Origin of the sequence: Sphaerisporangium sp. NPDC051017 (assembly GCF_040683095.1) — a bacterium.
Classification (GTDB): Bacteria; Actinomycetota; Actinomycetes; order Streptosporangiales; family Streptosporangiaceae; genus Sphaerisporangium.
On record NZ_JBFBCI010000026.1, the window covers coordinates 1 to 12,749 of the forward strand.

General features: G+C 70.4%; 11 protein-coding genes. 9 read left to right on the forward strand and 2 right to left on the reverse strand.

What is annotated here, in order from left to right; translation table 11 throughout:
• Positions 1–424 precede the first annotated feature (424 nt).
• The 3 genes from AB0M95_RS21110 to AB0M95_RS21120 all read left to right on the forward strand — a co-directional run bounded on the left by AB0M95_RS21110 (position 425) and on the right by AB0M95_RS21120 (position 1,897).
• Positions 425–721, forward strand: coding sequence for a DUF4244 domain-containing protein (locus AB0M95_RS21110; RefSeq protein ID WP_363767078.1), 297 nt, complete (start codon positions 425–427; stop codon positions 719–721).
• A 346-nt stretch (positions 722–1,067) separates the two neighbouring features.
• Positions 1,068–1,442 carry a TadE family type IV pilus minor pilin gene (locus AB0M95_RS21115; protein WP_363767081.1) on the forward strand — a complete coding sequence of 125 codons (375 nt, stop codon included), beginning with the start codon at positions 1,068–1,070 and terminating at the stop codon, positions 1,440–1,442.
• Positions 1,443–1,471: 29 nt separating this feature from the next.
• Positions 1,472–1,897, forward strand: coding sequence for an Rv3654c family TadE-like protein (locus tag AB0M95_RS21120; protein WP_363767084.1), 426 nt, complete (start codon positions 1,472–1,474; stop codon positions 1,895–1,897).
• A gap of 185 nt (positions 1,898–2,082) precedes the next feature.
• Here AB0M95_RS21120 and AB0M95_RS21125 read toward each other — a convergent pair whose 3' ends face one another.
• On the reverse strand, positions 2,083–4,305 hold the full coding sequence (locus tag AB0M95_RS21125) for a DEAD/DEAH box helicase (RefSeq protein WP_363767087.1): 2,223 nt from the start codon (positions 4,303–4,305) through the stop codon (positions 2,083–2,085).
• 263 nt (positions 4,306–4,568) lie between these two features.
• On the opposite strand from AB0M95_RS21125, the gene AB0M95_RS21130 reads away from it, so the two are divergent.
• The 4 genes from AB0M95_RS21130 (at position 4,569) to AB0M95_RS21145 (ending at position 9,551) form a co-directional block, all read left to right on the forward strand.
• Complete coding sequence (locus tag AB0M95_RS21130; RefSeq protein ID WP_114029683.1) at positions 4,569–4,919, forward strand: STAS domain-containing protein; 351 nt, start codon at positions 4,569–4,571, stop codon at positions 4,917–4,919.
• Between the two features lie 2 nt (positions 4,920–4,921).
• Complete coding sequence (locus AB0M95_RS21135; protein WP_358517241.1) at positions 4,922–5,395, forward strand: ATP-binding protein; 474 nt, start codon at positions 4,922–4,924, stop codon at positions 5,393–5,395.
• 1,223 nt (positions 5,396–6,618) lie between these two features.
• Positions 6,619–8,955 carry a sodium-translocating pyrophosphatase gene (locus tag AB0M95_RS21140; protein ID WP_363767091.1) on the forward strand — a complete coding sequence of 779 codons (2,337 nt, stop codon included), beginning with the start codon at positions 6,619–6,621 and terminating at the stop codon, positions 8,953–8,955.
• A gap of 113 nt (positions 8,956–9,068) precedes the next feature.
• Positions 9,069–9,551, forward strand: coding sequence for a histidine phosphatase family protein (locus tag AB0M95_RS21145; protein ID WP_358517237.1), 483 nt, complete (start codon positions 9,069–9,071; stop codon positions 9,549–9,551).
• A 96-nt stretch (positions 9,552–9,647) separates the two neighbouring features.
• Here the strand turns inward: AB0M95_RS21145 and serB are convergent, their stop codons facing one another.
• Positions 9,648–10,886, reverse strand: a complete 1,239-nt coding sequence (serB, locus tag AB0M95_RS21150) for a phosphoserine phosphatase SerB (RefSeq protein ID WP_363767094.1) — start codon at positions 10,884–10,886, stop codon at positions 9,648–9,650.
• 112 nt (positions 10,887–10,998) lie between these two features.
• Between serB and AB0M95_RS21155 the strand changes: the two genes are divergently transcribed.
• Both AB0M95_RS21155 and AB0M95_RS21160 read left to right on the forward strand, forming a co-directional pair.
• Positions 10,999–11,886, forward strand: coding sequence for a GNAT family N-acyltransferase (locus tag AB0M95_RS21155; protein WP_363767097.1), 888 nt, complete (start codon positions 10,999–11,001; stop codon positions 11,884–11,886).
• Positions 11,883–12,749 carry a lysophospholipid acyltransferase family protein gene (locus tag AB0M95_RS21160; protein ID WP_363767100.1) on the forward strand — a complete coding sequence of 289 codons (867 nt, stop codon included), beginning with the start codon at positions 11,883–11,885 and terminating at the stop codon, positions 12,747–12,749. The genes AB0M95_RS21155 and AB0M95_RS21160 overlap by 4 nt, the downstream gene beginning before the upstream one ends.

A 12,749-nucleotide genomic window follows, 5' to 3' on the forward strand; every position in this document is an offset into this window, starting at 1 on the left:
TGAAAACCCACACCACCTACGACCAAGCAACCGCATGGTCACACCGGCAACACGACCTCGCCGCTTGACATTCCGGCTCCAGGGATGTCTGACCCGACCACCGTCCCTCACCTGCCCGCGAGCGAGGGCTGGGAGTACCGCCAGCCTTACTGGCCTGCCCTCCGGCAGTAAGCGACTGATCTCCCCGCCGGAGAAGACAGACCGGCCTCCAGGCATCCCTGTAGGCGCCCTGCCGTTCGTCCGAGGGTGGGTGGTGAGCCCGCCTTGCCGACGGTTATCCACAGGCTCTGCCGCATGTGGCTCGTTCATCCACAGAATCGCGCTCGGCCCCGGATTCGCCTGGTCGTCTGGGCCATTCTCGTCTCGCCTGCCGGGGCCGGGGCGGTCATCCACCGGCCCCGATGACGACTCAAGGGGAGGTCCGATGGACAGGTTGATCCACACATGCCGTGGGCGCATGCCGGCCGTGCGGCTGATCAGGGGCGGTCTCGGGGCCGGGCGTTTGCTGCGGAGGTGGGGTGAGCGGTTTCGCGTCTCCGGGCTGCGGCTCACCGTCATGGCGCGGCCCAGGGGCGAGGCGGGCATGTCGACCGCCGAGTACGCGGTCGGAACCATCGCGGCCTGCGCGTTCGCCGGCCTGCTCTACAAGATCGTCAGCAGTGAGGAGGTACGGAAGATGCTCTCGGACGTCATCGGCCGCGCGCTCAAGCTGGCGACCTGAGGGCTGAAGTGGGGTGCGTGCCTGGGGCGGCCCCCGTCCAGCGACGGGGCCGTCCTGGGGGCGCAGGTCATCCAGGGGCTTGATCTATGGGGGTATAGGCGTGTTTGGTGCTATTTGTACCGATTGGTTCTTTCGTGCAGGTCATAAGCGCGTTATGCCAAGCCCGTCGCGTTGTCGGCTCCGGTCCATGGGGTTGCGCTGGGTGGTAGGTCGACTTGCGGGGTTGTGGTGGGTGGTCGGTTGGTTCACGGGGTTGTGGTTCCTGGTGGTGGACGTCTTCAGTCGCTCGTCACCAGGGTCGGGCGGTCGACGGGGGCGGGGAGCAAGGGCGTCCGACAGGGGGTCGGTGACGGCTGAGATGGCCGTGGCGCTGCCGTCGCTGGCGCTCGTGCTCGGAGCGGCGTTGTGGGCGCTCACGGTCGTCGCGGCCCAGTTGGAGTGCGTCGACGCCGCTCGTGCGGGGGCGAGGGCCGCGGCGAGGGGCGAGCCGCTGGATGCCGTGCGCCACGCCGCCGCGCGTGCCGGGCCTCCCGAGGCGACCGTTTCGGTGGTGCGTCAGCCGAGCGTGAGCCGCGTCACCGTCTCGGCCTCGATACGGCCAGGCTGGGCCATCGCGGTACCGCCGATCCCGGTGAGCGCGTCCGCGGTGTCCACCACAGAGCCGGGTGCCGACGACCCTCCGCCGAGCAATGCCGACCCTCCCGCGAGCAGTGCGGATTGAAGTCCTGAGGTTCGACTGGGAAGGGGGTGATGGTCGTGGTGAGCCGGATGCGCAGGGGCTTCGGTGCGGGCACGTGCCGCAGGGCCGGGGGACGGCACCGCTCGCTGAGGCGGGTGGCCGGTGATCGTGGTTCGGCGACCGTCTGGGTGGTCGGGGCCATGGCACTGGTCTGGTTGCTGGCCGGGGTGTTGCTGATGGCGGGCGTGGCGAGGGTGGGGCGTCATCGGGCGCAGTCGGCCGCCGACCTCAGCGCGCTGGCGGGGGCGAGTCAGGCGCTCGCCGCTCCGGAGCGGGCCTGCCGCCTGGCCCGCGATATCGCGCACGCCAATGGCGCCACTGTGAGCAGATGCGCCGTTGACGCCGGAGTCGTGGACGTCAGCGTGGTCATCCCGTTGACGATCCCCTGGGCGGGCAGCCGCTCGATCGTGGCAACCTCCCGAGCCGGCCCTCGCTGACCTGCCGTGTCTCGGCTGGGCGCCGCCCCCTTGCAATGCGGTCGGCGGCGCGGTGGTGGCCGGTGGTCCGAGGCGGCGGTCAGCGGTTGGGGGTCGGCGGTCCGAGGTTGTGATGTCCCTGATCACCAACCCAACGCCCCCGAACCCACCCAACAGTTCGGGGCACGGGGTGGGGGAGCGGGCGGTCAGGCGGGGTGGGAGGGGGTCAGGAGGGTTTGGAGGAGGGTCAGGGCGCCTTGTTTGTCCAGGGGGTCGTTGCCGTTGCCGCACTTGGGGGACTGGATGCACGACGGGCAGCCTCGCTCGCATTCGCAGGACGCGATGGCCTCGCGGGTGGCCGTGAGCCAGTCGTGGGCGCGGGCGTAGCCGCGTTCGGCGAAGCCGGCTCCGCCTTCGTGGCCGTCGTACACGAAGACCGTGAGCAGGCCGGTGTCGAGGTGCACCTCCGTGGAGACGCCGCCGATGTCCCAGCGGTCGCAGGTGGCGAAGAGCGGCAGCAGGCCGATGGATGCGTGCTCGGCGGCGTGCGCCGAACCACCGAGGTCGTACCCGGCCGCCAGGAGCGGGGCCACGGCCTCGGGCGGCAGCGTCCACCAGACGGCCCGGGTCCGCAGGGTGCGCGGCGGAAGGTCCAGAGGCTCCTCGCCGAGCACCTCGCCGCTCTGCACGCGGCGCTTGAGGAAGGAGACGACCTGCCGGGTCACCTCCACGGTGCCGAAGTGCAGTTCGCCCGGCCCGAACGGGTGCGAGCGCAGGGACTCCAGCACGGAGATGTCGGTGACATCCCTGGCGAAGGTGGAGTAGTCCGGCGTGGCCCCCGAGACGAGGGCGACGCTCGCGTCCAGGTCGAGCAGGTCGACGACGTAGGTGTCCCCTTGGTGGAGGTACACCGCTCCCGTGTGGACGGCGGTGTGGGCGGACGGCTCGTCCACGGTGCCGAGCAGCCGTCCCGTGGACGACTCCACGACGTGCACCGGGGGGCCGCCCGAGCCCCGGATGTCGGCGAGGTTGGCCGCGCGGTCGCGGCGGGTCCAGAACCACCCCTGGGCACGCCTGCGCAGCAGCCCCCGCTCCACGAGGTCGTCCAGGACCGCCTCCGCCGAGGGGCCGAACACCGGCAGGTCGGCTTCGGTCAGCGGGACCTCGGCCGCCGCCGCGCACAGATGAGGGCCGAGGACGTACGGGTTGTCCGGGTCCAGCACGATCGCCTCGACCGGCCGCCCGAAGAGGGCTTCGGGGTGATGGACGAGGTATGTGTCGAGAGGGTCGTCGCGGGCGATGAGCACGGCGAGCGCGTCCTGGCCGTCACGGCCGGCGCGGCCCGCCTGCTGCCACAGCGACGCCCTCGTGCCGGGCCAGCCCGCGATCAGCACGGCGTCCAGGCCGGAGACGTCGATGCCGAGTTCCAGCGCGTTGGTCGTCGCCAGGCCCGTGACGGCCCCTGACCGTAAAGCTTTCTCCAACGATCGCCGGTCCTCGGCGAGGTACCCGGCCCGGTACGCGGCCACCCTGGCGGGAAGCTCGGGGGAGATCTCCTCCAGGTTGCCGCGCGCGACGAGCGAGACCGTCTCGGCGGCGCGGCGCGACCGGACGAAGGCGAGGGTCCGCACGTCGTCGATCACCAGGTCGGTCAGCAGGTCGGCGGTCTCGGCCGTAACCGTGCGCCGGACGGGTGCGCCCCCCTCGCCCCGCAGATCGGTCAGGGGCGGCTCCCAGAGCGCGAAGGTAGTGGAACCCCGGGGAGACGCGTCCGAGGTCACCTCGGCCATCTCAAGCCCGGTGAGGCGCATCGCCGCGACCGCGGGGTCGCTGACCGTGGCCGAGACGAGGATGAACACCGGACGGGAGCCGTACTTCGCGCATATCCGGCGCAGCCGGCGAAGGATCTGGGCCACGTGCGACCCGAAGACGCCGCGGTAGCCGTGGCACTCGTCCACGACGACGACCTTCAGCCGCCGCCAGAAGGACGTCCACGCCGAGTGGTGGGGCAGCATCGACCGATGGAGCATGTCGGGGTTGGTCAGCACGTAGTTGGCGTGCCGCCGCACCCACTGGCGCTCATCGGGCGGGGTGTCACCGTCGTAGGTCGCCGCCCGCACCTGTTCGAGCTCCAGCCCCTTGAGCGACCGCAGCTGGTCGGCGGCGAGGGCCTTGGTCGGCGTGAGGTAGAGGACGGTGCCTCCGGAAAGGATCTCCGACACGGCCGGCACCAGGTAAGCCAAAGATTTTCCCGAAGCCGTGCCTGTGGCAATGATCACGTTTTGGCCACGATGTACCAGGTCGGCGGCCATCGCCTGGTGCTTCCAGAGGCCGTCGACGCCGAGATCTCTCAGGCGGCTGACGAGGGGCTCAGCAACCCAGTCCGGCCAATGCACATGACCCGCCTGACGTGCGGGAACGTGCTCCACATGGGTGACACGCTCCCGGCGTGCGGGTGTCGCGAGCAGGCGTGTGAGGATCGGGCCTGGTCGCCGCGAGGGTGAAGTAGTCGCAGTCACTGGTTTCCAGTTTGGCATCTTGGGGGAGAGTCGCCCGGAGTCGTGATTTCGTATAGACACGAAGACGGGGCGTGGTTGAATGCCGCGCGTCAGGGTATTGCGCGCTGGGACCCGGGGTCCCAGCATGTCAGACCCCTCGTCGTGGACTCAGCAGGCAAGGCGCTGGAGGATCTGTGGACCTGAAGTTGGACCACCACACTGAAGACAGACTCACCATCGTGGAAGTCGAGGGTGAGATCGACGTCTATACCGCGCCGAGGCTGCGTGAGCTGCTGATCGACCTGGTCAACAAGGGCAACTTCCACCTCCTCGTCAACATGGAGAAGGTGGACTTCCTCGACTCCACGGGTCTTGGTGTCCTGGTCGGCGGGCTCAAGCGCGTTCGGGCGCACGACGGCTCCCTGGAGCTCGTCTGTACGCAGGAGCGCATCCTCAAGATCTTCCGGATCACCGGTCTCACGAAGGTCTTCGGGATTTACGCCTCGGTCGAAGAGGCCAAGGAAGCTCACGGCCGAGACAAGTAGTCATGGCCACCGTCGAGCTGACGTTCAGCGCGCTGCCGGCCCACGTGCGCACGGCGCGGCTGGTCGCGACCGCGATCGCCCGCCGTACCGGGGTGGCGGAGGCGCTGCTGGACGAAGTACGGCTCGCCGTGGGTGAGGCATGCTCACGGGCAGTGGAGGCGCATCGCATTCACTGCCCCGGCGAGCCGATCCGCATCGAGCTGTGCGACGAGTCGGGACGCTTCGAGGTCACCGTCACCGACTCCGCCCCGAGCGACGATCTCGAACAGGCGTACAAGGACGAGGACGGGCCGCCGGTAGCCGTCAACGGAACCGAGCTGGCCGGCCTACTTCCCGCCGACACGCTGATGTCCGGGTTCGGCATCGCCGTCATCGCCGCGCTGGCCGATGACGTCGAGGTGTACCCGAGCGCCAAGGGGCTGCGGATCAGAATGAGCTGGCCCGCCGCCGCGACCGGCTTCGCGACGACTCCCTGACGCGTCGCCGAGCCGCACGTCGGGAGTCCGACTCCCTGACGCACCACCGGACCGCGTGACGGGGATCGAAGCGATTCCGAAATCACCTCCGAGCGTCTCGGACCTGGTGTCCGAGCGCTCCGGCGGAGGCGAGGCCGCGCGCGAGCGTCGTGGAACGGTCCGCGCCGGACGTGAGTGCCGTCCGCCGACGTGCCGTGTCCCGCCTACCGTTGTCCGTCCGGGGCCGACAACGGGCCCGTACCGGCGTCCGAGGCCGACGAGCGGCTTGTGCCCTGCGTCTGAGGCCGGCAAGCGTTCCCAGTCGGGCATGCGGCATCTGCCGGTGTCCGACGTCGGCAAGCGGCTGGAGCTGCCGTGCGTGATCGACCGGCCTGTCGCCGTAGCCTTTCCCTTACCGGTGCGCCCTCGGGAACGGCCGCGGCTTCGAAGCGGCTCCCAGCAGCATCGGCCGCCCGTGTAAGCCCCAGAAGAACACGGCCGGACCTTCCGATGAACAGAACCGCACCATGATCCTGAGCCGGTCCGTGGGCCCGGCCGCCTCACCCGTGCCACGAGGTTCCGTGGAGCCAGGGCCGAACCGTGCCTGCGAGCCGAACACCCGACCGGGACACTCGCCGTACGCGGCGCCGACATCGCCGCCGTCCCTTCCCGCCGCCGCGGCGTTGAATAGGGCGAGGGCTTGGCGTGTGGGTCGGGTCTCGGGGGTGGGGGCTGGTGGTGGTGACGGGGAGAGGAAAGGTTTGTGGCGGTTTTGTGACGGCGGTGTGAAGGGAGGAAAATGGGGCAAGGGGAAAAGTTTGGGCGGAGGGCCGGCTGATCATCTCTGACGGGTATGCGGCGTCGGTTCGGAGTGTCGGAGGCGGGGGCGGCAGGTATGTCTCCGGAGTTATGGACACAAAGCTATGGCAATAAATCCCTGACGGTAATCCGGACGTTGCGCGGCATCGTGCCTGGAAAACCATGCCCTTGCGGGGCAAAGGCGCGGCGCTTACTGGACGGAGCCCTAATTAGCTGGCCGAAGAGGCTTCATATCTGGCGCGTGCCTGCGTAGACTCCCCGCACCGGCCAAGGTTTATGTCCCCGCAGATCGACGATGCCCTGCGGGAGGTCTGCGGACGTTACCGGAAGCGGCACTGCCAATCCAGCTCGGATGCGCGCCGCCCCCCGACTCATTCCGCAGCGCGGTCTGAGCTTGGACCTACCCGTCTGGCCGAGGAGGACGGATGTCTAGGCTCTATCTCGCCGCTGACGACGCCGCAGCGGTATCTCTAAGCGGTTCCCACCTCACGATCGTGATCGTGGTGGCCGCGGTGGCGCTGATCGCGCTGGCCGTCGCGGGCGGTCTCGTCCGCGAGGTGCTCGGCGCCGGTCAGGGCACCGAGCGTATGCAGAACATCGCGCGCGCGGTGCAGGAAGGCGCAGCCGCGTATCTCACGCGGCAGTTCAGAACTCTTGCCATCTTTGTCATTCTCATCCCATTCCTGCTGCTGTTGCTGCCGTCGGAGTCGACCGGCGTGGCCATCGGGCGCTCGGTCTTCTTCGTGGTCGGCGCGGTGTTCTCCGCGCTGACCGGCTTCATGGGCATGTGGCTGGCGGTGCGGGGCAATGTCCGCGTCGCCGCCGCCGCCCGTGAGGCGGGCGAGAAGCCGGCGATGCGCATCGCCTTCCGTACCGGCGGCGTGGCCGGCATGTTCACGGTGGGCCTGGGCCTGCTGGGCGCGGCGATCGTCGTCTTCATCTACAAGGGCGACGCGCCCAGCGTCCTGGAGGGCTTCGGCTTCGGCGCGGCGCTGCTCGCGATGTTCATGCGAGTCGGCGGCGGCATCTTCACCAAGGCGGCCGACGTGGGCGCCGACCTGGTGGGCAAGGTCGAGCAGGGCATCCCCGAGGACGACCCCCGCAACGCGGCCACGATCGCCGACAACGTGGGCGACAACGTCGGCGACTGCGCCGGCATGGCGGCCGACCTGTTCGAGTCCTACGCGGTCATGCTCGTCGCCAGCCTCATCCTGGGCAAGGCGGCCTTCGGCACCGAGGGCCTGGTGTTCCCGCTGATCGTCCCCATGATCGGCGTGCTGACCGCGATCATCGGCATCTTCACCACGGCTCCGCGCAACGGGGATCGCTCCGGGATGGCGGCGATCAACCGAGGTTTCTTCATCTCCGCGGTCATTTCGGCGGTCCTGGTGGCGGTGGCGGCCTACGCCTACCTGCCCGCGACGTTCTCCGAGCTCAGCGGTGTGAGCGCCGGCGTGGCGCAGCTCGACGCCGACCCGCGTCTGATCGCGATCGGCGCGGTGCTGGTCGGCTTGGTGCTGGCGAGCGCGATCCAGGTGCTCACCGGCTACTTCACCGAGACCAACCGCCGTCCCGTGAAGGAGATCGGCGAGAGCTCGCTGACCGGCCCGGCGACCGTCATCCTGTCCGGCATCTCGGTCGGCCTGGAGTCCGCGGTCTACTCCGCGCTGCTCATCGGCGGCGCCGTGTACGGTGCGTTCCTGCTGGGCTTCGGCAACGTGACGGTGGCGCTGTTCGCCGTCGCCCTGGCCGGTACGGGACTGCTGACCACGGTCGGCGTCATCGTCTCGATGGACACCTTCGGCCCGGTCTCCGACAACGCCCAGGGCATCGCCGAGATGTCGGGCGACGTCGAGGGCGAGGGCGCGCGGATCCTCACCTCCCTGGACGCGGTCGGTAACACCACCAAGGCCATCACCAAGGGCATCGCGATCGCGACGGCGGTGCTCGCCGCGACGGCGCTGTTCGGGTCGTTCCGTACGGCGGTCGAGCTGAAGCTGGCGAGCGCGTCCGCCGGGGTGAAGGAGGCTCTCGGTTCGTTCAGCTCGTTCAGCCTGAGCGTGGACGCGCCGAACGTGCTCGTCGGCCTGGTCATCGGCGCGGCGGTCGTGTTCTTCTTCTCCGGCCTGGCGATCAGCGCGGTGGGCCGGGCGGCCGGGCGCGTGGTGTACGAGGTCCGCGAGCAGTTCCGCACCAAGCCGGGCATCATGTCCGGCGCCGAGCTGCCCGACTACGGCCGCGTGGTCGACATCTGCACCCGCGACTCGCTGCGTGAGCTGGCGACGCCGGGTCTGCTCGCCGTCATGACGCCGATCGCGGTCGGTTTCGCCCTCGGGTACGCGCCGCTCGGCGCCTACCTGGCGGGCGCGATCGCCGCGGGCACGCTGATGGCGGTGTTCCTGGCCAACTCCGGTGGCGCGTGGGACAACGCCAAGAAGCTGGTCGAGGACGGCCACCACGGCGGCAAGGGCTCGGAGGCGCACTCGGCCACGGTCATCGGCGACACCGTCGGCGACCCGTTCAAGGACACCGCGGGCCCGGCCATCAACCCGCTGATCAAGGTCATGAACCTGGTGGCCCTGCTGATCGCCCCGGCCGTCGTGACCTACGCCGACAACGCGGTGCTGCGCGTCGGCGTCACGCTGGTCGCGGTGGTGATCGTGGTCGGCGCGGTGGTCGTCTCCAAGCGGCGCTCGACGGGCATCGCCCCGGCGAACGAGGACCCGAGCGCGCGGGCCGAGCCCGCGAAGGTCTCCAGCTAGTCCGCTTCCGGGCCGCCGCGTCGAGCGCGCGGTGAGGTCCGGGGACGCGAAACCTGCGGCTACCGCCCGAGGCTGGGCGGTAGCCGTACGCGTGTAATGGGATAGTTGAGGGGATGAACACGCTGATCGTCCTGAGACACGCCAAGGCCGCGCACGTCCCCGGGCTGGCCGACCGGGAACGTCCGCTGACGCATCGCGGCGAGCGCGACGCCGCGCGTGCCGGGCAGACCTTGAAGGCGATGGGCCTGTCTCCGGATCTTGTGCTGTGCTCCCCGTCCCTGCGGACGCGGCAGACCGCCGAGCTGGCCCTGGCGGACCTCGCGCCCGCCGCTCCGCTGCACCTGGAGAGCGAGATCTACGAGGCGTATCCGGACGAGCTGCTCGAACTGATCGGGCGCACCGACGACGACGTCTCGACGCTGCTGCTGGTCGGTCACAATCCGGGCGTGCATGAGCTGGTCGTCAACCTGAGCCTGTCGCGCGACGACGAGGGCTTCCCGCCGGGGGCGTTCGCGGTGCTGGAGACGGGCGGCTGGGCCGGGCTCGGCCCGGGCGACGCGCGGGTGATCAGCCGCTGGACGCCGAAGCACGACTGATGCGCCGCAGGGCGACTGAGGCGCTGATGGGCGACTGAAACAGAGACCGGTCGGGGCGCCGACGCGTCCGGGCGCGGTGGCGCGCCCGGGAACGCGTCAGTGGTGCGGGCTTCCCGCCGCGGGCGGCGTCAGGCCGTCCTCGGCGTCGGCGGCCTCGACCTCCTCGCGGGAGATGCCGAGCAGGTAAAGGATCGTGTCCAGGTAGGGGACGTTGACCGCGGCGTCGGCGGCCTGCCGCAGCACGGGCTTGGCGTTGAAGGCGATGCCGAGCCCGGCGGCGCCGATCATGTCGAGGTCGTTGGCGCCGTCGCCGATGGCGACCGTCTGGTTGATCGGGATGCCGGCCTCCCGCGCGAACCGCTCGAGGGCGCGGGCCTTGCCTGGACGGTCGACGATCTCGCCGACGACGCGGCCGGTGAGCTTGCCGTCCACGACTTCCAGGGTGTTGGCGGCGGAGTAGTCGATGCCGAGGTCCTCCACCAGAGCGTCGGTGATCTGGGTGAAGCCTCCGCTGACGATGGCGAAGCGGTAGTCCAGGCGCTTGAGCGTGCGTACCAGGGTGCGGGCGCCGGGGGTGAGGACGACCTCCTTGCGGACGCGCTCGAAGACGTCGGCGGACAGCCCTTCGAGCAGCGCCACCCGCTCGCGCAGGGAGGCGGCGAAGTCGAGCTCGCCGCGCATCGCCGCCGAGGTGATCTTCTCGACCTCTTCCATGCAGCCGGCGTGGTTGGCGAGCAGCTCGATGACCTCGCCCTGGATGAGCGTGGAGTCGACGTCCATGACGATCAGCCGTTTGGTGCGCCGGTGGAGCCCGGAGCGCTGGACGGCGACGTCGACCTGCTGGAGGACGGCCTCGGCCGCCAGCGCGGTGCGCAGGGCTGCCGGGTCGGCCCCGGAGACCTCCAGCTCGATGCACGTGACCGGCAGGTGCGCCAGCCGCTCGATGCGGTCGATGTTGGCCCCGGCGGCGGCGATGCGGCCCGCGATGCCGGCGAGGGCGGCGGGGTGCAGCGGGTTGCCGAGGACGGTGACGTGGAGGCGCCCTCTGCGGCGCTTCTCCTTGGTATCGGTGCCGGTGGCGAGCTCGACCTCCATGCCGAGGTCTTCGGCCACGCGCTCGATGGCCGCCCACATGGCGCCGATGGTGCCGCCGGTTCCCGTGGGGGGCCCGCCGGCGTACATGACGAGCACGCCGAGGACCAGGCGGCCGCGGATGACGACCTGTTCGACGTCGACGACGTTCACCGGGAAGGACGCCAGCGTGCTGAACAAGCGGGACGTCACCCCGGGCCGGTCGGGGCCGGTGAGTGTGATCAAAAGCGTGCGCTGCTTCATCGGGCATAACGCTACCGACCGCTCAGAGTGAACGCGTAAGCGGTTCACCATACGGACGGGAGATGGTCATCTCCCCATGTCTTCATGGGTATGCCACACGAGGAGGCATGCCATGACCCAGGTCTTCACCGACCGTGTCCACGGCGCGAGCGACTCCGTCGCTCAGGCCGCCGTGCCCGCTGATCCCCCCACAGCCGCCGCCCCCGCCGGTCTTCCCGATCTCTCCAGACTGAATGGACTGAACGGACCGAACGGACTCGCCGGAGCCCCGAGGCTTCCGGAACGAGATCTGACCGACGCGCGCGGACGATACACGGTGGGGTTGGCCAGGACGCCCGCCGATCTGCGCGCGGCGCAGCGGCTCCGCTACGAGGTGTTCGCCGAGGAGATGGGAGCCCGGCTGGACTCGCCGGTCTCCGGGCTGGACGTGGACAGGTTCGACGCCTATTGCGACCACCTGCTGGTGCGCGAGGGCGACACGGTGGTCGGCACGTATCGGATGCTGGCGCCGGGGCGGTCCGACCGGCTCTACTCCGACGGCGAGTTCGACCTGTCGGCGCTTTCCGGCATCCGGGGCGGCATGGTCGAGGTCGGGCGTACGTGCGTCCACCCCGCGCATCGCGGCGGCGCGGTGATCGGCCTGATGTGGGCGGGACTCGCCCACTACATGGTCAGCGGCGGCTTCACCTGGCTGGGTGGCTGCTGCTCGATCCCGCTGGACGACGGCGGGGCGGCGGCCGCGGGCGTGCTGGACAAGATCCCGCTCGGGCCGGAGGAGTACCGCGTGACGCCGCACCGGCAGTGGTCCGGTGAGGGCGTGATGCGTCCGGACCGGTTCGTGATCCCGCCGCTGCTGCGCGGCTACCTGCGGCTGGGCGCGTGGATCTGCGGCGCCCCGGCCCACGACCCGGAGTTCGGCACGGCGGACTTCTTCGTCCTGCTGTCGCTGGCCAATGTCGACGTCCGCTACCTGCGGCACTTTCTCGGGGTGACCGAATGAGCTGGCTTCCTGTGGCGTCGTGCACGGTCGCCTCGTGCGTGACGGCCCCGGCGCGGACCGTGGGCCCGGTCCGGCGGGTGCTCCGCGTGCTGGGCGCCCTCGCGGTGGTGGTCGCGGGCGTCCCGTGGTCGTTCGCCGCCCGCCGGTTCGACGAGAAGCGGCGCAGTGAGATGAGCATGAGCTGGGCCCGGGCGCTGCTGCGGGTGCTGGGAATCCGCCTGGAGGTCGTGCAGGGGTTCTCGGTGCTGGGCGGTTCGGCCGTGCTCCCGGTGCAGGAACCGGCGCGGGGAGGCACGCTGCTGGTGGCCAACCACGTCTCGTGGCTGGACCCGCTGGTGGTGGCGGCGATCATGCCGTGCAAGCCCCTGGCCAAGAGCGACATCGCCGGGTGGCCGGTGCTCGGGTCGATGGTCGCGCGCGGCGGTGCGATCTTCATCGATCGGGAGCGGCTCTCGACGCTGCCCGGCACCGTGCGGGACGTCGCGGACGCGCTCGCCGCGGGACACGACGTCGCCGTCTTCCCCGAGGGCACGACGACGTGCGGCCGGGGCATGGGTCCGTTCCGTCCGGCGATGTTCCAGGCGGCGATCGACGCGGGCGCGCCGATCCGGCCGATCCGGCTGCGTTTCCGTGACGGCGACCAGAACCCGGCGACGGGGCCGGCGTTCGTGGGCGACGACACGCTGCTGGCGTCGCTCGGACGGGTGATCGCGGCGCGCGGGCTGGTGATCGAGGTGACGATGTTCCCGGTGATCGCCTACGCGCCGGACAGCGGCGTCTCCCGGCGGTCGCTGGCGGGCATCGCGCACGCCACGGTCTCCGGTGACTCCCCGCGGCGGCACGACGCGCTCATGGCGGCCTGA

Coding starts and splice junctions, on each gene's coding strand:
- AB0M95_RS21110 (WP_363767078.1), top strand. CDS start 425: ATGGACAGGTTGATCCACACATGCCGTGGGCGCATGCCGGCCGTGCGG.
- AB0M95_RS21120 (WP_363767084.1), top strand. CDS start 1,472: ATGGTCGTGGTGAGCCGGATGCGCAGGGGCTTCGGTGCGGGCACGTGC.
- AB0M95_RS21135 (WP_358517241.1), top strand. CDS start 4,922: ATGGCCACCGTCGAGCTGACGTTCAGCGCGCTGCCGGCCCACGTGCGC.
- AB0M95_RS21140 (WP_363767091.1), top strand. CDS start 6,619: ATGTCTAGGCTCTATCTCGCCGCTGACGACGCCGCAGCGGTATCTCTA.
- AB0M95_RS21145 (WP_358517237.1), top strand. CDS start 9,069: ATGAACACGCTGATCGTCCTGAGACACGCCAAGGCCGCGCACGTCCCC.
- serB (WP_363767094.1), bottom strand. CDS start 10,886: ATGAAGCAGCGCACGCTTTTGATCACACTCACCGGCCCCGACCGGCCC.
- AB0M95_RS21155 (WP_363767097.1), top strand. CDS start 10,999: ATGACCCAGGTCTTCACCGACCGTGTCCACGGCGCGAGCGACTCCGTC.
- AB0M95_RS21160 (WP_363767100.1), top strand. CDS start 11,883: ATGAGCTGGCTTCCTGTGGCGTCGTGCACGGTCGCCTCGTGCGTGACG.